This is a genomic window from Guyparkeria halopsychrophila (assembly GCF_044582135.1).
Classification (GTDB): Bacteria; Pseudomonadota; Gammaproteobacteria; order Halothiobacillales; family Halothiobacillaceae; genus Guyparkeria.
The window spans coordinates 1-19,316 of record NZ_JBDODP010000023.1; the positions used below are offsets into that span (position 1 = coordinate 1).

The window sequence follows — 19,316 nt, forward strand, 5'->3', positions numbered from 1 at the left end:
GGGTGATGGCGGATATCGTCGACCAGGCCACCCGCTCAAGGATGATGGCGGGCATTCGTGGGAAGGACACCAAGCCGGAAAAACTGGTCCGGAAATTTCTCCATGCAAAGGGTTGTCGTTTCCGTTTCCGCCACCGCTCACTGGGTTTTCGGCCTGATCTGGTCTTGGCGAAGTACAACCTGATTGTGTTTGTTCACGGCTGTTTCTGGCATCGTCACGGGGGCTGCTTTTATGCCACCACGCCAGCTTTTAGACGAGAGCACTGGCTTGAGAAGTTCGCCAAGAACGTCGAGCGTGATTCGCGGCAGATCGCTGAGGCTCGCCGGCTTGGCTGGCGTGTGCTTGTCATTTGGGAATGCGGGATCAAACACCATGCTGACCGACTGGAAGAGCTTGTCGAGCTGATCGAAGGCGACGAGGGGAGCATGGAGTGGCCATTGGAACCTCCGCGCGGGGCTATCCCCTCGGAGTGATGTGGCCGGCCACATCCTAAGTGACTGGTTCGCTGCCGGCGATGTGAATCGTGTCGACGAGAACGTAGGGAAAGTTGTTATGAGTGAGCAGAGCGAGTTTCTTTTTTCCGATCGGGCCAGTGACACCGATCTGCTTCTCGCCCTGTTTGAAAAGGCCGACCGCCTGTTCGTGAAGAAGTTGTCCAACAATGACCGTGACTGGGCGCGTTTCGAGAACAAGCACCAAGCGGGCATCTATGTCCCTCACGAGTACCGCGACGGCGGGTTCTTCCCTGCGCTGGAGGGGAAAGAACGCAGCGATCCCGATGCCAGTGAAATAAGGGAACGATTCTTCGGGCTCGTCTGGCCACAGGCTTCGGGCGAGCCGAAGGAAACGCGGCTGGTTCACTACACCAGCAAGAGTCAGGAAACGCACCTGACACGGCTGCCTAAGGCGCTGTTCTCCGGTCTGCTGCCCGCTTCCTTCCTCGTGATGGGACGTATCAGAAGCGAGCCGGAACCGCTCTACGAGTGTCTGGCGATAGACTCTGGCTCGGATGATGCGGCTTATCTGACCGAATTGCTTGCCTTGGAGCCGGACTTCACCGTCGGGGAGTTCGATCCTACGGAAATCGTCGAGGAAGAGCGCGAGCGCATTCTTGATTTTGCGGAACAGGTCATCGCGGCATGGCTGGCGGGCGACATCATCCCGTTCGCCGCTCACAACGCGGCCATGCCGAACACGACCGATCTGGCAGGAATGGCACGCAGCCAATTCCTGGAGCGCCACGGGCTGGCCACTCTGAACCCCTTCGAGATATGCAATCCGGGCGATGCCCTGCGCGAGATCAGCAGAAGCATTGAGTGGGATCTGTTCCGGGAGTTCCAGCGTCGCGAACGTGCGGTGGCGCTTGTTCGGATCGTCATGGGCGACGATCCGGTCACGACCGTAGGTGCGACCCATGTGATCCGCCGTCTGGTGGACGAGTTGCCGGAGATTGACCGGCTGATGCTTTCGGCCAGCCAGCAGCGTAAATCCCGTGCAGGTTACTCCTACGAGCATCACATCGAGGCCATGCTCGCAGGCGGCGGTATACCCTTCGAGAAGCAGGTGATCATCGAGGCCCGCAAGCGACCCGACTTCATACTGCCCTCGCTCGAGTTCATCAACGCGAAGAAACCAGAAGCCGAGACTGGCCTGATCCTGAGCGCGAAGACCACGCTGCGTGAGCGCTGGAAACAGGTCGAACGAGAAAAGGGCAAGCGCGCGCTGTTCCTGACCACCGTTGATGAGAATATTGCGAGCAATGTTATTGAGGACATGGCCTCGTTCGGCGTCCATCTGGTCATTCCCGAGAGCTTGAAAGACGCGAAGGAAACCGAATACAAAGGCCACACGAATGTCTTGAGCTTCCGGGAGTTCTGCGATGACGTCGTTCAGCCATCAATGGGGAAATGGGCATAGTGCCGGAGGGATTGACCCGTCCGTCGCTGGGCAGAGAAAAAAAGGCCGGGATATCCCGGCCTTTTTCGTTTCGGATGGTCTCGCCTTGGCCTAGGTGGCCTAGGTGGCCTAGGTGGCCTCCGGCAGCTTGCGCCGCTGCCACAGCCAGTAGATCACCGGCAGGACGATCATCGACAGGATCGGTGCGGTGATCATGCCGCCGACCATGGGTGCAGCGATGCGCGACATCACCTCGGATCCGGTGCCGTGACTGATCATGATCGGCATCAGGCCGGCGAGGATCACGGCGACGGTCATCGCCTTGGGGCGCACCCGCAGCACCGCGCCTTCCATGAGCGCCTCCTTGAGGTCTGCACGGGTATTGAATCGCCCCTCCTTCTGTTGGTTCTTGATCGCCTGATCGAGGTAGATCAGCATCACCACGCCGAACTCGGCGGCCACGCCGGCCAGGGCGATCAGCCCCACCGCCACCGCGATCGAGAGGTTGTACTCCAGCGCCCAGAGCAGCCAGAAACTGCCGATCAGGGCGAACGGCAGGCTGCCCATGATCATCACCGCCTTGCCGCTGTGGCGGAAGGCCAGATACAGCAGCAGGAAGATGATCGCGAGTGTCAGCGGCACGACCTGCTTGAGGCGCTCGGCGGCGCGTTCCATGTAGCGGTACTGGCCTGCCCACTCGATCGCGTAGCCCGGTGGCAGATCGACCTCCTCGCGCAGGGCCTCCTTGGCCCGGGCGACGTAGCCGCCCAGATCCACGCCGCGGGTGGTGACGAAGACGAAGCCGGCCGGCCGACTGTTCTCCGACTTGATCACCGGCGGGCCGGACTCGATCTCGATGCTGGCGACCTGTCCCAACGCTACGGTCGCCCCGGTGGGCGTGACGATCGGCAGATCGCGCAGTGCCTCGACCGAATTTCGATCGGCCTGCGGGTAGCGCAGGCTGACCGGGAAGCGCTCGAGTCCCTCGACGGTGTCGGTCACCTTGACCCCGCCAACGGCCAGGCTGATCACCCGCTGGATCTCGCCGATGTTCAGTCCCACGCGTGCGGCCTTGGCGCGGTCGGGGGTGATGACCACGTAGCGCCCGTCGGAGGTGCGGTCGGCAAACGCGCTGCGCGTGCCGGGCAGGCCCTTGAGAGCGGTCTCCACCTCCTGACCGATCGCCTCGATCTGCTCGAGATCCGAGCCGGTGATCTTGATGCCGATGGGCGTCTGGATGCCGGTGGTCTGCATGTCGATGCGGGTCTTGATCGGCATGACCCAGGCATTGTTCAGACTGGGGAAGTCGACCTTGTCATTGAGCCGTTCGATCAGGTCGTCGAGCGTCACGCCCTCGGCCCATTCATCACGCGGCTTTAGCGTGATGCTGGTCTCGATCATGGTCAGCGGGGCGGGGTCGGTGGCCGTGTTGGCGCGGCCGATCTTGCCGAACACGCGTTCGACTTCCGGCTCTGCCGCGATCAGGCCGTCGACCTGCTGCATCAGCAGGCGCGCCTCGCCCACCGACAGGCCCGGCAGGGTGGTGGGCATGTAGAGCAGATCGCCCTCGTCGAGTTGCGGCATGAATTCCGAGCCCAACCCCGTACCCAGCGCGGCGAGTCGCGGTGAGCCGTCGAACCACCCCTTCCACTGGCGCTCGAGGCCGGTCTGCCAGTCGGCGACCTGCGCCTGCCAGTCCGTGTCCCCGGCCCACTTGAGCGGGGAAAGGAATCCGGAAACGCCGGCAAACGGCAGTACGGCCGAGAGCAGGAGCAGCAGCGCGCCGACCAGCACGGTTTTCGGAAAGCGCAGTGCGCCGGACAGCAGCGGGCGGTAGCCCCAGATCAAAAAGCGGTTGAGCGGATTGCTTTCCTCTTTCGGTATCCGACCGCGGATGAAATAGCCCATCAGCACCGGCACCAGCGTCACGGCCAGACCGGCGGCCGCGGCCATGGCGTAGGTCTTGGTGTAGGCCAGTGGCGCGAACAGCCGGCCTTCCTGCGCCTCCAGGGCGAACACCGGCAGGAATGACAGGGTGATGATCAGCAGGGAGAAGAACAGGGCCGGCCCCACCTCGGAGGCGGCCTTGGCAATCAGGCCCCAGTGCACCTCGCCCCGTGGGATCTCGCCGTGCTTTTCCCGGTAACGGGACAGATGCTTGTGGGCGTTCTCGATCATCACGATGGCCGCGTCGACCATTGCGCCGATGGCAATCGCAATCCCGCCCAGCGACATGATGTTGGCGTTGATGCCCTGCCAGTGCATGACGATGAATGCCGCGAGAATCCCCAGCGGCAGGCTGACGATGGCGACGAGCGCCGATCGCAGGTGGAACAGGAAGATCAGGCTGACCAGGGCCACCACGATCATCTCCTCGACCAGCTTCTTCTCGAGGAAGGCCACCGCCCGCTCGATCACGCCGCTGCGGTCATAGGTGGTCAGTACCTCCACGCCCTCGGGCAGGCCGGACTTCACGTCCTCGAGCTTCTCCTTGACCGCGGCGATCACCTCGCGGGCGTTCTCGCCGTGGCGCATCACCACGATCCCGCCGACGACTTCGCCCTTGCCGTTGAGATCGGCGATGCCGCGTCGCTCGGCCGGCCCGACCTCGACCCGACCGAGATCGCGGATTGTGATCGGCGTGCCCGAATCCGAGACGCCCACCGGGATCTGCGCGATGTCCTCCACCGATTGCAGGTAGCCGCGACTGGTGATCATGTACTCGGCGCCGCCGCGTTCGATCACGCCGCCGCCCACTTCGCGATTGGCCTCCGCGATCGCGTTGCGCAGCTCGGTGATCGAGATGCCGAATACCCGCAGGCGCTGCGGATCGACCACGATCTGGTACTCGCGCACCATGCCCCCGACCGTGGCCACCTCCGAAACCCCCGCGACCGCTTCGAGCTGGAACTTGAGGAACCAGTTCTGCAGCGTGGTCAGCTCCGAGAGATCATGCTGACCGGTCGGATCGTTGAGCGCGTACTGGAACACCCAGCCCACGCCGGTGGCATCCGGTCCCAGGCTGGGGGTGACGCCCTCGGGGAGGTCGCCGGCCGCCTGGTTGAGGTATTCGAGCACCCGCGAGCGGGCCCAGTAGAGATCGGTGCCTTCCTCGAAGGTGACGTAGGTGTAGGAGTCACCGAAGAACGAGTAGCCGCGCACCGCCGTCGAGCCGGGCACGGCCAGTAGGCGGGTGGTCAGCGGATACGTGACCTGGTCCTGCACCACCTGCGGCGACTGGCCGGGGTAGCTGGTCTTGACGATCACCTGCGTGTCGGAAAGGTCCGGTATCGCGTCCAGCGGGGTCGCCTTCCAGCTCGCCCAGCCGGCCACGGCCAGCATGGCGGCCAGCAGGAGCACCAGCACCCGCAGGCGGATGCAGGCATGGATGAGTTTTTCGATCATGTCTGCCTCCCCTTACTGCTGCTGACCGGACTGGTCGTTGCTGGACCCGTCCTTTTCCTTCGACGTCTCCGTGTCGTTGGAGCCGGAGAGGCGCGAGAAGGCGGCCTGGATGCTGGATTCGGAATCGATCAGGAACTGTCCGGAGGCGACTACCTGGTCGCCGGCCTCCAGCCCCGAGACGATCTCGGTATAGCCACCGGCCTCGACGCCGGTCTCCACGGCCATCGGCCGGAAGCGACCCTCGCCGGTGCGCACCACCACGCGGGCCCCGCCGGGGGACGGGATGATCGCGGTTGACGGCACGGTCAGCACCTCGGGTGCCTGCGCCGGGCTCAGGGTGACCTCGGCGAACTGGTTGGGGTGCAGCAGTCCTTCCTCGTTCTTGAAGGCCAGTCGCACCCGCAGCGTGCGTGACTGCGGGTCGAGTTCCGGGTAGACGAAGTCCACCGTGCCCTCGAATTCGCGCCCGGGGATGCCGTCGACCCGCATGCGTGCGGTCTGGCCCTCGCTGACCGCCTGCATGCGTCGTTCGAGCACGTCGACATTGACCCAGACCCGGTCGCGCCGGGCGATGGTGTAGAGATCGAGGCCCGGCTCGATATACATGCCCTCGCGCAGGTTGATCTCGGCGACGTAGCCGTCCTGCGGCGCCAGCAGCGGGATGGTGCGCGTCACCTTGCCTTGCTGGCGGACGCGGTCAATGGTGGCCTTGGGCACGTTCAGCAGCTCCAGCCGGGCGCGACTGGAGTCGATCAGGTCGTTCATGCCGCGCCGCAGGGCCACCAGGTAGTCCTGCTGGGCGGAGACGATGTCGGGGGCGTAGTACTCGAACAGTACGTCTCCCTGTTTCACGGTCGCGCCGATGGAGGCGACCTTGAGCGTTTCCACCCAGCCCTCGGCACGCGGATGGACGTGGGCGAGCAGGTCCTCGTCGTAGCCGACGGTGCCCACCGTGCGGATCTCGCCGGCGAGTTGTCGCTCGGCGGCCTCGCTGATGACCACGTTCATGTGGCGCACGGTGATCGGGTCGACCGACACGGCCGGGTAGCTGGGCACCTGCTGGCGGGCGCTCGATTCCCCGCCGGTCACCTCGCTGGCCGGGTATTCCTTCTCGACGAGGTCCATGCCGCAAATCGGACAACTGCCCGGTTCTTCCTCGACGATCTGCGGGTGCATGGGGCAGGTGTAGCGCGTCACGGTCTCGTTGCCCCCAGCCTGGCTGGCCGACTGGGCATGAGCGTGGCCGGCGTGGGCGTCCTCGCCGGCCTGTTCGGCCGGGTATTCCTTCTCGACGAGATCCATGCCGCAGATCGGGCAGCTGCCGGGTTCTTCCTCGACGATCTGTGGATGCATGGGGCAGGTGTAGCGGGTGACGGTGTCGCCGCCGTCATCCGACGATACGGCCTGACTCTGTCCCTCATGGTCGTCGTCTTTCGCGGCGGAGTCCTGGCCCCCGTTCGCTGCCTGCGAGGTCTGTTCGGCCGGGAACTCCTTCTCCACCAGGTCCATGCCGCAGATCGGGCAGCTGCCGGGTTCTTCCTCGACAATCTGCGGGTGCATCGGGCAGGTCCAGCGGGTCACGGTGTCGCCGCCGTCGCCCGCGGACTGGGCATGATCCTGCCCGTCGTGGTCGGTCTGGTCGCCATTGTCGGCCGCCATCACCGAGGTGATCGCCGGGTTGATGCCCATCAGCAGGGCCGGGGTGACCAGGGCCGAGCCCAGCAGCGTGACGCGGGTGAGTCGCTTGATGCGGAAAGTCGGGTTGCGAGGCTTGCGGGTGTTCATGCGGTCGGCTCCAGCAGGTAGCGCAGGTCGATGAGTTGCTCGGCGCGGTCGAGGCGCAGGGTCAGTAGCTCTTGGCGTGCCTCGATGACCACGCGCTCGGCCTCGATCAGGGCGTCGAATTCGCCTCGACCGGAGCCGATCTCGCCGCGGATCATCTCGGCGACCTGTTGCAGTTCGGGAATGATGTCGGTTTCAAAGTGCGCCACGCGCCGGTCGAGGGCGGCCAGTCGCGCGCGGATGCTATCGGCCTGGGCCGCGAGATCACGTGCCCGCTTGGTCAGATCGAGCTGGGCGGCCTGGGCGGATTGTTGGGCCCCGCGCAGCCGGGGCGACTGGCGACGCTCACTAAAGATCGGCAGGCTCACGCTCACGCCGGCGGACAGGGTGTTGGGCTCGCTGCCCGCGCGCAGGCCGTAGCCGACCTGCAGACCGATTTCCGGGGCGAACTGCTCCTCGGCCTCGCCGACCTGGGCACGAGCGGCCTCGAGCTCGGCTCGCAGTCGGTCGAGTTCGGGCTGGTGGTTGAGGTCGCCCTGCGGCAGGTCGGTCAGGCGGGCGGGCAGGGAGTCGGGCAGGGGGCGTCGGGCGGCATCGCCCACCCAGCGGGCCAGCCGGGCGCGGGCGGCCTCGGCCTCGCCCCGGCGACGCTCGAGGGCATCCTCGATCCGCGACCGACGTGCCTGCAGGACGACAAGGTCGCTGCCGCTGGCCTCGTTTACCTGATAGGAGGTGCGCGCGCTTTCCAGCAATTCGCGGTACAGCTCGCGCTCGGCCTCGAGCAGGCGACCGAGGGCCTCCTCGCGGTAGACGGCCAGCCACAGCCGGCGGACCTCGCGCTTGAGCTGGCGGTCGGCAGTGGCCAGAGCGGCCGCCGAGCCGGCGACGCGGGCCTCGGCCAGCTCGCCGCGGTAGGCGAGCGTGTCACCCGGCGGCAGGCTCTGCGAGAGCGTCACCACCGTCTGGGTCATGGGTGAATCGTCCAATTGAAAGGTATCGGTGGGCAGGTTCTGCAGGGCGACGGACAGTCGCGGGTCGGGCAACTCGTCGGCGGCCTCGGCAGTCGCAGCCAGGCCGGCGCGCCGCCGGTCGGCGGCCTGCAGGCCTTCGTCGCCCTGGATGGCGGCCTGCTCGGCCGCTTCCAGCGTCAGGCGCGCGTCCGCCTCGGCAAGGGCCGGTGTGATCGGGGTAATCACTGCCAGCAGGGCCATGGCGGCCCGCGCGAGAATCGTGTTGTTCATGGGGTTTCCTCGGTTGAAGACGGTCAGCAGGGAGCTGGGTCAGCCGAGGGGTGCCGGGGCATATCGCCCCGAATGTCTCGGCCGCGTCAGGCCGAGAGGGGAGGACGGAAGGGGGTGCTTGCCACGCCCGCGGCCATCGAGTCGACCAACGGCGCGTCGAGCGTGCCGTTGGCCAGGTGGATGGCGGGGGCGATGGGCTGAGCCGGCAGGGAGAAGCCGCCCAACAGCACGCAATTGCCGCAATGGTCACAGCCGGTAGAGGTGGTTGCCTCTTCGGTCGCGCCGCTCGTGCTCGGGCAGTCGGCCGAGTGTTCGACCATCTCGTCGATTGGGCAATCGAGCATGGCCACGCCGGCGGTCACCGCGTTGAGCGGTGCCCAGAAGGCGAGCAGCAGGGTGACCAGGTGCATGAATTTCATGGAGTCGGGACTATAGGTGCCTCTTTTGACCGGTGCAAGCCCCAAGCCCCGGGCGCGGCCGGCCGATTAGTCTGGCGTCAACCGGAGCAGTCGACCATCGGCGTGATCGGTGATCACCCAGAGTGCGCCGTCCGGCCCGGTCTCGACGTCGCGGATACGCCACTCGCGCTCTTCCAGCCAGCGGTCCTCTCTGACTACGCGTTCGCCATCAAGTGGCAAGCGGGCCAGGTGCCGCTTGGCCAGTGCGCCGACGAACAGGTCGCCCTGCCAGTCGGGGAAGCGTTCGTGGTCGTAAAAGGTCATGCCGGAGGGGGCGATCGACGGGGTCCAGTGATGGAGCGGGCCGGTCACGCCCTCGACCTCGTCCGGGGCAATCTCCGGACCGGCATACTCCCGCCCGTAGGTCTGGATCGGCCAGCCGAAGTTTTCGCCGGCGGCCGGGATGTTGATCTCGTCGCCGCCGCGCGGGCCGTGCTCATGGATCCACACGCGACCGGTTTGCGGGTGGGTTGCCGCCCCCTGCGGATTGCGGTGGCCGTAGCTGAAGATCGCGCCCTGGGCATCGGGCCGGTCGGCGAACGGGTTGTCGGCCGGGATGCGGCCATCGTCGTGGAGGCGCAGCACCGAACCGTTGTGGTCGGCCAGATCCTGGGCGCGGTCGCGCTCGCCGCGGTCGCCGACGGTCATGAACAGGTACCCGTCCTGATCGAAGGCCAGCCGCGAGCCGAAGTGGATGCCGGAATCGACGCAAGGGGTGGCGACATGCAGGGTTTCGAAATCGAGCAGTCGGTCGCCCTCCAGCCGTCCGCGGCCCATGTGGGTGGCGTTGCCGCCATCGCATTGCCCCGCCCAGGTCAGGTAGATCCATTGGTTGTCGGCATGCGCCGGATGGGCGAGCACGTCGAGCAACCCACCCTGGTTGCGGTGGTCGACCTCGGGCAGGCCGTCGATCTCCTGGCGCTCACCGGTCGCCGGGTCGATGCGCCAGAGCCGACCGCGGCGCTCGGTGACCAGCAACTCGCCATCGGCAAGAAAGGTCAGGGCCCAGGGGTGATGCAGCCCGCCCGTGATCGTCTCGACGGCAGGCTCCGCCAGCACCGGCTGGACGGCGAGCAGTGGCAACAACACTGGCAGGACGAGCAGGGCAAGTCGTGCATGAAACATGGGGGTTCCTCGCGGCGAGTATTCCGATGTTGTGAAGGTTGAGATTAGACGAGCCGGTTGTGGTCATCAGGCCAGCATCGGGTAGCTGAACAGCGAGAAGTGCAGCAGGTTGACCAGCCAGTGCAGAGCGATAGCCGGCCAGAGCGAACCGCTTTTCCAGGCGACCCAGCCGTAGCCCAGCCCGGCGACGGTGGCCACGGCGGCAAACTCGGTGCCGAAGGGCAGGTGGGCCAGCCCGAAGAGCACCGCGGTGAGCCACCAGGCATGCGCCGCGCCCAGCCGGGCCAGCAGGTGGCGCTGGAGCAGGCCGCGAAACAGCACCTCCTCGGCGGCGACCGTGACCAGGTTCACTGCGGCAAACAGGGTCAGTAGCGACAGGCCGGGCCAGCCGGGCTGCCAGCGCAACAGGCCGGTGGCGATGCCCAGCGCGACCGCCGCGGCGATGGTCGCCAGCCCGGCCGTCAGCGGGGGCAACGGACTGGCTGCTCGCCAACGCCCGATCACCAACGGCAGCCAGGCCGCCACCAGCAGGGCCTGGCCGACCGGCAGGTAGAGGCTGTGCGGCAGGCAGTCGCGGCAGAAACGTCGGTCCTGCCACAGCGGTGGATTCTCAAAGCTAGGCCAGAGATGCAGGCTGAGGATCACGCCCAGGTCGATCGCGATGGCGGCAACCACCGGGCCGACGGCTCCGCGGATTGCCGCGATCAGGCCCAGTCCGAGCAGTGCGATCAGCACCGCCAGGCCCGGCGGCTCGGCGTGCCCGGCAAGCAGCGCGCCCACGCCGGTGGCCAGGGAGAGAATCAGGGCTAGGCTCCAGTGGCGAAGATCGGCCATGAGGGGTTCTGAACCTTTCGTTCGGTCAGGCGTGAGGCCCTGGCTCATTGAAAAGGGCATTATCGCCGAGCGGCCGGCCGGGATGGAGGTCGTGGCGATTGATCCCGCCCCGGTTGGATGGCATGCATACGTATAAGCGGTTGTTTTTGTCGGGAAATGGGCTAGAATTCGCCGGCCTTTGTGGTCGGCACGGCCCCATTCCATGCGCACCAGACGAGGTTTTATGACGACTGTTGCCAAGCGAAGCATTCCCGGAACCCGCCAGGCGACATTGGCGGGTACGCAGGACGGGCAGGCGCCCAAGCTGCAGGTCTTCACCGACCGTCACCTCGACAAGATCGAGCCGCTCAAGCGACTGGGCGAGGAGGCGTTGTTCGAGATGAAGGTGGTCGCAAGTGTGCTGCCGTTTCGCGTCAACAACTACGTCATCGAGAACCTGATCGACTGGGATCGCGCCCCCGACGACCCGATCTTCTCCCTGACCTTCCCGCAGCGCGACATGCTCGACCCCGAGATGTACGAGCAGATGGCCGAGTTGCATCGCCGCGAGGCACCCAAGGAAGAGATCACCGCACTGGCGTGGAAACTGCGGCACAAGCTCAACCCGCACCCGGCCGGCCAGATGGAGATGAATCTCCCCGAGGTCAACGGCGAGACGGTCGAGGGCGTGCAGCACAAGTACCGCGAGACCGCGCTGTTCTTCCCCAGCCAGGGCCAGACCTGCCACAGCTACTGCACCTTCTGCTTCCGCTGGGCGCAGTTCGTCGGCGACAAGAACCTCAAGATCGCCTCCAAGGAGGCCGGCCAGTTGCTCGACTACCTGGCCGCCCACCCGCACCTGTCGGATTTGCTGATGACCGGCGGCGACCCCATGGTGATGAAGACCAAGCACCTGGCGCCGTATCTTGAGGGTCTGCTCGACGAGCGACTCGACCATGTCCAGACGGTTCGCATCGGTACCAAGGCATTGTCTTTCTGGCCGTATCGTTTCGTCACCGACGCGGACGCCGACGAGTTGCTGGGCCTGTTCGAGCGGCTGGTCGAGTCCGGCAAGCACGTCGCGGTGATGGCGCACATCAACCATTACCAGGAGATGGAGAACCCCATCTTCCGCGAGGCGGTCAAGCGTATCCGCGCGACCGGCGCCGAGATTCGCACCCAGAGCCCGCTGATCAAGCACATCAACGATTCGGGCGAGGTCTGGGCGCGGATGTGGCGCGAGCAGGTGCGTTTGGGCATGATCCCCTATTACATGTTCGTCGAGCGCGACACCGGCGCGAAGTACCGCTTCGAGGTGCCGCTGGCCGAGGCGCATCGCATCTATCGCGACGCGATGAAACAGGTGTCGGGCCTGGCGCGTACCGCCCGTGGCCCGTCCATGTCCGCCGGGCCGGGTAAGGTCGAGATCCAGGGCGTGGCCGAGATCCAGGGCGAGAAGGTGTTCGTCCTGCGCTTCGTTCAGGGTCGCAATCCGGACTGGGTCCAGCGGCCGTTCTTCGCCAAGTACGACGAGGAGGCCACCTGGCTGCATGAGTTGAAGCCGGCCTTTGGTGAAAAGACGTTTTTCTTCGAGGACGAGTACCAGGCTATGCAGGCCGACAGTGGCCTAACGGTGATCGACGCCGCCGAAGTCGAGGCATAAGCCCTTGACGTATCGGGCGCGGGTCGCTAAGATTGCGCGCCTTCAAACAACGCCGGTCGGCGGCAGCATTGTGTCGCCGACCCCTTTACGCATAAACATTCGGGTTTTACAGCATGTACGCAGTGGTCGTTACCGGCGGTAAGCAGTACCGCGTCGAGCAAGGCACCAAGGTGCGCGTCGAGAAGCTCTCTGGCGAAGCCGGCAGCACCGTGACGCTGGATCGGGTTTTGATGGTCGGCGACGGCTCTGACATCAAGGTGGGCGCACCCATCGTTGATGGCGCGAGCGTCACCGCCGAGATCGTCGGCCAGGGCCGCGGCAAGAAGGTCGAGATCATTAAGTTCCGCCGCCGCAAGCACCACATGAAGCGTCAGGGCCACCGCCAGGCCTACACTGAACTCAAGATCACCGGCATCAGCGCCTAAGCGCCCGGGACCAGACCAGGAGACTTGAACCATGGCACATAAGAAAGCAGCAGGCTCTACCCGAAACGGACGCGACAGTGAAAGCAAGCGCCTCGGCGTGAAGCGTTTCGGCGGTGAAGCCGTCTCTGCCGGCAGCATCATCGTTCGTCAGCGTGGCACCAAGTTCCACGCCGGTTCCAACATGGGCGTAGGACGTGACTACACGCTGTTCGCACTGACCGACGGCAAGGTGAAATTCGAGGTCAAGGGCCCGAAAAGCCGCCGTTTCGTCAGCATCGAGTCGGCCTGAACCGGCGCGATGTAAGTTGGCGGTCAGCCCGGCTGACCGGTGACCGACGTCTGAGCCCCGCCTGCGAGCGGGGCTTTCGTGTTTGTGGCCTGTCCAGGGCAAACCCGTGAGCCAGAGATGCCGTCGAATCATGCAGAATTGCCCTAATGGGCGTGTAATTGCGGGGATCGTGTCGTGAAATTTGTCGATGAAGCGACCATCAAGGTCAAGGCCGGTGATGGCGGCAATGGGGTGGTGAGTTTTCGCCGCGAGAAGTACGTGCCCTTCGGTGGGCCGAACGGCGGCGATGGCGGTGACGGTGGGTCGGTGTACCTGGTCGGTGACGTCAATCTCAACACCCTGGCCGACTTCCGCTTCCAGCGGCACTACGAGGCCGAGCGGGGCAAGAACGGCGCCGGGCGCAACATGACCGGCCGGCAGGGCAGTGACCTCTACGTCCACGTGCCGCTCGGCACCGTGGTCCACGACGAGGACACCGGCGAGGTGATCGGCGAGGTGGTCGAGGCCGAGGCCGAACTGCTGGTGGCCAAGGGCGGTTGGCACGGGCTGGGTAACACCCGCTTCAAGAGCTCGATCAATCGCGCCCCGCGGCAGAAGTCCGACGGCACCCCCGGCGACGAACGCCGGCTGCGTCTCGAGCTCAAGGTGCTGGCCGATGTCGGCCTGCTCGGCCAGCCCAACGCCGGCAAGTCGACCCTGATCCGCGCCATCTCGCATGCCCGGCCGAAGGTCGCCAACTACCCGTTCACCACCCTGTACCCCAACCTGGGTGTGGTGGCGCCCGAGCCGCATCGCAGCTTCGTGGTCGCCGACATTCCCGGCCTGATCGAGGGCGCGGCCGAGGGCGCGGGCCTGGGTATCCGGTTTCTCAAGCACCTGGCGCGCACCAACCTGCTGCTGCACGTCGTCGATGTCGCCCCCTACGACGAGGTCGACCCGGTCGAGAGCGTTGCGGCGATCGAGGCGGAGCTGGAGAAATACGACGAGGCGCTTGCCGAGCGACCGCGCTGGCTGGTGCTCAACAAGATCGACGTCTGGGCGGACGAGGAGCGCGAGGCCAATATCGAGGCCCTCAAGCAGCGGTTCACCACCGAGATCGGCCTGACCGGGCCGGTGTTCGCCATCAGCGCACTGGACAAGACCGGCACGCAGCCACTGGTCTGGGCGATTCTCGACTACCTCGAGGCCGAATGGGCGCGCGAACGCGAGGCGGCAAACGAGCGCCCGGGACCGTCGACGGAGGACTGAGGATGCGTGACGAGGTCAGGGCCTATCAGCGCTGGGTGGTGAAGATCGGCTCGGCGATGGTCACCGGCGACGGGCGTGGTTTGGACCGGGAGGCGATTGCCGCCTGGGCGCGCCAGTTGGCCGAACTCCGCCGAGAAGGGCGCGAGATACTGATCGTCACCTCCGGGGCAGTCGCCGAGGGCATGGCGCGCCTGGGTTGGAACGAACGCCCCGAGTCGCTGCCCAAACTGCAGGCGGCCGCGGCCGTCGGCCAGATGGGCCTGGTCGAGGCCTATGCCGAGGGGCTGGCCCGCTTCGATACCCATTCGGCGCAGATCCTGCTGACCCACGACGACCTGGTCGATCGTGAACGCTACCTCAATGCCCGCAGCACGCTGCGCACCCTGCTGGACCTGGGCGTGGTGCCGGTGGTCAACGAGAACGACACGGTCGCCACCGACGAGATCCGATTCGGCGACAACGACACGCTTGCCGCGCTGGTCGCCAACCTGGTCGAGGCCGACATGCTGGTGATCCTCACCGACCAGCCGGGGCTGTTCGAGGCCGACCCGCGCAAGCAGCCCGATGCCCGCCTGCTGACCGAGGTGACGGCCGGTGACCCGGCCCTCGAGGGCATGGCCTCGCCCGAAGGGGGACGGCTGGGTCGCGGCGGGATGTACACCAAGGTGCTCGCCGCCAAGCGCGCCGCCCGCTCCGGCGCGGCGACGATCGTCGCGGCGGGCAGCGAGGCGGACGTGCTCTGCCGACTGGCCGCCGGTGAACCGCTGGGGACGCATTTTCGCCCCGCGACCAACCGGCTGGCCGCGCGCAAGCAGTGGCTCGCCGGCCAGCTGCGGGTGCGGGGGCAGTTGCGTGTCGATGCCGGCGCGGCCCGCGCGGTGGCCGAGCAGGGGCGTTCACTCCTGCCGGTCGGCGTGACGGCCGTTTCGGGTCAGTTCGCCCGTGGCGAGCTGGTGTCGATCGTCGATGCGGACGGCCACGAGTTCGCCCGCGGGCTGGTCAACTACCCGAGCAGCGATGCCGCCCGGCTGGTCCAGTGCTCGAGCCAGGCGATCGCCGAGGTGATCGGTTATTGCGAAGAGAACGAATTGGTGCACCGGGACAACCTGGTGCTGCTTTGAGGCAACGACACCGACGCGTGCCGCCGCTCAGCCCCTGAGGCGTCGGGCCTCCTGGTCGAGTTCATCGAGCAGGCGCTCGTAGATCGCCGAAAGGGCCTTGAGGTCCTCGACGGCGACATGCTCGTCGATCTGATGGATGGTCGCGTTGAGCGGCCCGAGCTCGATCACCTGGGCGCCGGTGGGCGCAATGAAGCGCCCATCCGAGGTCCCGCCCGCAGTCGAGGGCGTCGGCGCCGTCCCCAGCACCCCCTCCACGGCCCGCTCAACCGCCCCCACCATCGGCCCGTCGTCCCGGGTGAGAAACGGTACGCCCGACAGATGCCAGTCGAGCCGGTAGGTCAGGCCGTGGCGCTTGAGCAGTTTCTCTACCCGCGCCTGGATCGCCTCGACCGAGGTCTCCGTGTTGAAGCGCAGGTTGAACTGGACGCTCATCTCGCCCGGGATGACGTTGTTCGCCCCCGTGCCCGCGTGGATGTTCGCGATCTGCAGCGTCGATGGCGGGAAATGGGCATTGCCCTGGTCCCACTCGATCTCGACCAGTTCCGCCAGGAACGGCGCGGCGCGATGCACCGGGTTGTCGGCCAGGTGCGGGTAGGCGACGTGCCCCTGGCGGCCCTCGATCACCAGATTGCCGGTGATCGACCCGCGCCGGCCGATCTTGAACTCGTCGCCCAGCCGGTTGCGGCTCGACGGCTCACCCACCAGGCACCAGTCGATCGAGATCCCCTTCTCGCGCAACCACTGCACCACGCGCTTGGTACCGTGCTGCGCCGGGCCTTCCTCGTCGCTGGTGATCAGGTAACCCAGCCGGAAGGCCGGATCGGGCTGCCGGGCGAGGAAGCGTTCGGTGGCGGTAACGAAGGCCGCCACCGAGCCCTTCATGTCGGCCGCGCCGCGGCCGTAGAGGCGCCCGCCGTGGATCTCGGCGCCGAACGGCGGGTGGGTCCAGCGCGAGGCCTCGCCGGTCGGTACCACGTCGGTGTGCCCGGCAAACACGAACAGCGGCCCCTGGTCGCCCCGGTCGCCGTGTACCGCCCAGAGGTTGTCGACCCCCTCGAAACGTAACGACTCGATGGCAAAGCCCAACGGGGCGATTCGCCCGGCGATCAGTGCCTGGCAGCCCTGGTCGTCGGGCGTGATCGAGGGCCGGCGGATCAGGTCGCGGGCAAGATCGATGGTGGAGTCGCTCATGCCAGTGACTCCTGCCAGTCGTCGGCATCGAAGCCGATCAGGCTGTTGCTGTCGCTTTCCACCACGGGGCGCTTGATCAGGCTGGGGTTGGCAAGCGCCGCCGCACGGGCGCGCACCGCGTCCATCGCCTCGCGCTCCTCGGCCGGCAGACGGTGCCAGCTCGTGCCCCGGCGGTTGATCACCCTTTCCCAGCCGAATCGCTCCAGCCAGTCATCCAACTGGGCCTCCGGCACGCCTGCCTTCTTGAAGTCGTGAAAGCGATACGCCAGCCCCTGCTCGGCCAGCCACGCACGGGCCTTTCTCACGCTGTCGCAGTTGGGGATGCCGTAGACGATGATCATCGATAGTCCTATTAAGTGAAAATTGTTGTTCCGGATAGGAAAAATTGATTTTCCTATCCCTGTCGGCGTCCTACACTCAAACTTCATGTGGCCGTGACGTTGAGTGGGCCGCGAGTCCGAATTGCAGCAGAAAAGGAGTGGCAATGCCATGCGAACCCGGAAGACGATCATGCACGTAAACCCGACTCAAATGCTTGGCCTTATCGCCGGCCTGATGCTCGCCGCGCCGGTGGCCGCCGAGCCCGACATCACCTGGGGCGGTGAGCTGTTTGCCGAGAACTGCTCGGCGTGCCATATGGTGGCGCACGACGACGAGTGGTTCAAAGCGCGCGCGGACGCCGGCAATATGGGCAGCTACGACAGCCTGCGCACCCAGGTCCAGGGCTGTGCCAACAACTTCGGGCTGCCGTGGTTCGACGAGGAGGTCGACGCGGTCACCGCCTGGATGAACCAGGAATACTACGACTTCGACTGACGCGGCGATCGGTGTCCCGGGGTGCCCCGGGATGTCAGTCGATGAAGCGCATCGACAGGTCGATGGCCTGGATGTGTTTGGTCAGCGCGCCGATGGAAATGTAGTCGACCCCGGTTTCCGCCACGTCGCGCACGGTCTCGAGCGAGACATTGCCGGAGGATTCCAGCTTGGCCCGGCCGGCGGTGAGTCGGACGGCCTCGCGCAACAGGTCCAGGGCAAAGTTGTCCAGCAGCACCCGCTTGACCCCGGCCCCGAGGGCCTCCTCGAGTTGTTCGAGGTTTTCCACCTCGACCACCAGCGGTAGGTCGCGCGCCACGATTCCGGCGGCGCGAACGGCTTGTCCGATCGATCCCGCCGCCCGGATGTGGTTCTCCTTGATCATCACCATGTCGTAGAGGCCCATGCGATGGTTCGCACCGCCGCCGTCGATCACCGCCTTCTTCTGCGCGTAACGCAGCCCGGGCAGGGTCTTGCGGGTATCCAGGATCTGCGCGCCGGTGCCGTCGACGGCCTCGACGTAGCGGCGGGTGACCGTGGCGGTCGCGCTGAGGGTCTGCAGGAAATTCAGTGCGACCCGTTCGGCCGTCAGCATGGCGCGTGCCGGTCCGCTCAGCAGGCAGAGGCCCTGTTCCGGGAGCAGGCTGTCGCCGTCGGTGGCCGCCCATTCAATGCGCACGCCCGGCGAGACGCGGCGAAAGGCCGCATCCGCCCAGTCGACCCCGGAGAGGATGGCCGGCTCGCGGCTGATGATGCGGGCGTGCGCGGTCTCGTCGGCCGGGATCAGCTGGGCGGAGACGTCGGCACGGCCGATGTCTTCGGACAGCGCGCGCGCCACGTCCAGGGCGACAATGTCGGGGTCGGCTTTGCTCATTGGGGCACCGTGTGTCGGGTAATCGAGGACGGGAGTCTAGCAAGTTACCGGAAGCGCATTGGCTTGCCGTCGGCGGCGCCCACGATGGGCCGGCCGTTGCATGCCGTGTGGCCGCTTCCCGTCACGCTGTCATCTTGTCATGCTGCTGTCATCGCATTGGCGTTTAATGCCGGTAGATGGTCGGGGCTCCACTTGGTTCCCCGGCGACCCCGCTCACATCGACTGTTGCGAGGACCGGCGTTGGCCGGGATGACCGAATGCAAAAGACCATATTGATTGTCGAGGACGAGAAGCCGATCCGCGAGATGGTGGCCTTCGCCTTGGGGCGTGCAGGCTACGATCTGGTCGAGGCGGCCGATGTGCAGGAGGCCTTCGAGCGTCTGGCGGAAAAGCAGCCCGACCTGATCCTGCTCGACTGGATGCTGCCGGGTGCCAGCGGCATCGAGTTCGCCCGCCGCATCAAGCGTGATGAGCTGACCCGCGACGTGCCGATCGTCATGCTCACCGCGCGCGGCGAGGAAGAGGACAAGGTTAGTGGGCTGGAGGCCGGGGCCGACGACTACGTGACCAAGCCGTTCTCGCCGCGCGAACTGATGGCCCGGATCAAGGCGGTGCTGCGGCGGGTGTCACCGGAGACCGACGATCCGGTACTCGACGTCGCCGGGCTGAAACTGGATCAGGAGAGCTACCGGGTGACCGCGGCCGACGAGTCGATCGATATCGGGCCGACCGAGTTCCGCCTGCTCGCCTTCTTCATGAAACACCCGGACCGGGTGTTCACCCGCACGCAGTTGCTCGATCGCGTCTGGGGACAGAACGCCTACGTCGAGGAACGGACCGTCGACGTGCACATCCTGCGCCTGCGCAAGGTGCTGGCACCCAGTGGTTATGATGGCCTGATCCAGACCGTGCGTGGCGTGGGTTACCGTCTTTCGGCGCAGTGAGATCGCGCGCGTTTCCACAGACGAGGTG

General features: G+C 66.1%; 18 protein-coding genes. 9 read left to right on the forward strand and 9 right to left on the reverse strand.

Annotated elements, in window-relative coordinates:
- The coding region (locus ABGV18_RS09850) for a DNA mismatch endonuclease Vsr (RefSeq protein ID WP_396585876.1) at window positions 1–473 on the forward strand (473 nt) is incomplete at its 5' end.
- 79 nt (window positions 474–552) lie between these two features.
- Window positions 553–1,917 carry a type II restriction endonuclease gene (locus ABGV18_RS09855; protein WP_396585877.1) on the forward strand — a complete coding sequence of 455 codons (1,365 nt, stop codon included), beginning with the start codon at window positions 553–555 and terminating at the stop codon, window positions 1,915–1,917.
- Between the two features lie 108 nt (window positions 1,918–2,025).
- On the opposite strand, the gene ABGV18_RS09860 is transcribed toward ABGV18_RS09855, so the two are convergent.
- The 6 genes from ABGV18_RS09860 to ABGV18_RS09885 form a co-directional block, all read right to left on the reverse strand.
- The gene (locus ABGV18_RS09860; RefSeq protein WP_396585878.1) at window positions 2,026–5,301 is read right to left on the reverse strand and encodes an efflux RND transporter permease subunit; all 3,276 of its coding nucleotides are present in this window, start codon (window positions 5,299–5,301) and stop codon (window positions 2,026–2,028) included.
- A gap of 12 nt (window positions 5,302–5,313) precedes the next feature.
- Window positions 5,314–7,086: an efflux RND transporter periplasmic adaptor subunit gene (locus ABGV18_RS09865; RefSeq protein ID WP_396585879.1), complete on the reverse strand. Its 1,773-nt coding sequence runs from the start codon at window positions 7,084–7,086 to the stop codon at window positions 5,314–5,316.
- Window positions 7,083–8,324, reverse strand: a complete 1,242-nt coding sequence (locus ABGV18_RS09870; protein WP_396585880.1) for a TolC family protein — start codon at window positions 8,322–8,324, stop codon at window positions 7,083–7,085. The genes ABGV18_RS09865 and ABGV18_RS09870 overlap by 4 nt, the downstream gene beginning before the upstream one ends.
- A gap of 86 nt (window positions 8,325–8,410) precedes the next feature.
- Window positions 8,411–8,743 (reverse strand): hypothetical protein, encoded by a 333-nt coding sequence (locus tag ABGV18_RS09875; protein WP_396585881.1) that lies wholly within the window; start codon window positions 8,741–8,743, stop codon window positions 8,411–8,413.
- Between the two features lie 66 nt (window positions 8,744–8,809).
- Entirely contained in the window at window positions 8,810–9,907 is a 1,098-nt protein-coding gene (locus tag ABGV18_RS09880; RefSeq protein WP_396585882.1) for a PQQ-dependent sugar dehydrogenase, read from the reverse strand.
- A 66-nt stretch (window positions 9,908–9,973) separates the two neighbouring features.
- The gene (locus ABGV18_RS09885) at window positions 9,974–10,741 is read right to left on the reverse strand and encodes a CPBP family glutamic-type intramembrane protease (protein ID WP_396585883.1); all 768 of its coding nucleotides are present in this window, start codon (window positions 10,739–10,741) and stop codon (window positions 9,974–9,976) included.
- 223 nt (window positions 10,742–10,964) lie between these two features.
- On the opposite strand from ABGV18_RS09885, the gene ABGV18_RS09890 reads away from it, so the two are divergent.
- The 5 genes from ABGV18_RS09890 to proB all read left to right on the forward strand — a co-directional run bounded on the left by ABGV18_RS09890 (window position 10,965) and on the right by proB (window position 15,466).
- Window positions 10,965–12,383, forward strand: a complete 1,419-nt coding sequence (locus tag ABGV18_RS09890; RefSeq protein ID WP_396585884.1) for a KamA family radical SAM protein — start codon at window positions 10,965–10,967, stop codon at window positions 12,381–12,383.
- A gap of 113 nt (window positions 12,384–12,496) precedes the next feature.
- Window positions 12,497–12,808: a 50S ribosomal protein L21 gene (rplU, locus tag ABGV18_RS09895; protein WP_396585885.1), complete on the forward strand. Its 312-nt coding sequence runs from the start codon at window positions 12,497–12,499 to the stop codon at window positions 12,806–12,808.
- Window positions 12,809–12,839: 31 nt separating this feature from the next.
- Window positions 12,840–13,097: a 50S ribosomal protein L27 gene (rpmA, locus tag ABGV18_RS09900; RefSeq protein WP_396580891.1), complete on the forward strand. Its 258-nt coding sequence runs from the start codon at window positions 12,840–12,842 to the stop codon at window positions 13,095–13,097.
- 174 nt (window positions 13,098–13,271) lie between these two features.
- Complete coding sequence (gene cgtA, locus ABGV18_RS09905) at window positions 13,272–14,345, forward strand: Obg family GTPase CgtA (RefSeq protein WP_396585886.1); 1,074 nt, start codon at window positions 13,272–13,274, stop codon at window positions 14,343–14,345.
- A 2-nt stretch (window positions 14,346–14,347) separates the two neighbouring features.
- Window positions 14,348–15,466: a glutamate 5-kinase gene (proB, locus tag ABGV18_RS09910; protein WP_396585887.1), complete on the forward strand. Its 1,119-nt coding sequence runs from the start codon at window positions 14,348–14,350 to the stop codon at window positions 15,464–15,466.
- Window positions 15,467–15,493: 27 nt separating this feature from the next.
- Here the strand turns inward: proB and dapE are convergent, their stop codons facing one another.
- Together dapE and ABGV18_RS09920 are read right to left on the reverse strand one after the other, a co-directional pair.
- Window positions 15,494–16,657, reverse strand: coding sequence for a succinyl-diaminopimelate desuccinylase (gene dapE / locus ABGV18_RS09915; RefSeq protein WP_396585888.1), 1,164 nt, complete (start codon window positions 16,655–16,657; stop codon window positions 15,494–15,496).
- Entirely contained in the window at window positions 16,654–16,998 is a 345-nt protein-coding gene (locus ABGV18_RS09920) for a Spx/MgsR family RNA polymerase-binding regulatory protein (protein ID WP_396585889.1), read from the reverse strand. The genes dapE and ABGV18_RS09920 overlap by 4 nt, the downstream gene beginning before the upstream one ends.
- A 148-nt stretch (window positions 16,999–17,146) precedes the next feature.
- On the opposite strand from ABGV18_RS09920, the gene ABGV18_RS09925 reads away from it, so the two are divergent.
- Window positions 17,147–17,473 carry a c-type cytochrome gene (locus tag ABGV18_RS09925; RefSeq protein WP_396585890.1) on the forward strand — a complete coding sequence of 109 codons (327 nt, stop codon included), beginning with the start codon at window positions 17,147–17,149 and terminating at the stop codon, window positions 17,471–17,473.
- A 34-nt stretch (window positions 17,474–17,507) separates the two neighbouring features.
- Here the strand turns inward: ABGV18_RS09925 and nadC are convergent, their stop codons facing one another.
- Window positions 17,508–18,344, reverse strand: a complete 837-nt coding sequence (gene nadC, locus ABGV18_RS09930; protein WP_396585891.1) for a carboxylating nicotinate-nucleotide diphosphorylase — start codon at window positions 18,342–18,344, stop codon at window positions 17,508–17,510.
- Window positions 18,345–18,601: 257 nt separating this feature from the next.
- On the opposite strand from nadC, the gene phoB reads away from it, so the two are divergent.
- Complete coding sequence (gene phoB / locus ABGV18_RS09935) at window positions 18,602–19,288, forward strand: phosphate regulon transcriptional regulator PhoB (RefSeq protein WP_396585892.1); 687 nt, start codon at window positions 18,602–18,604, stop codon at window positions 19,286–19,288.
- The last annotated feature ends 28 nt before the right edge of the window (window positions 19,289–19,316 follow it).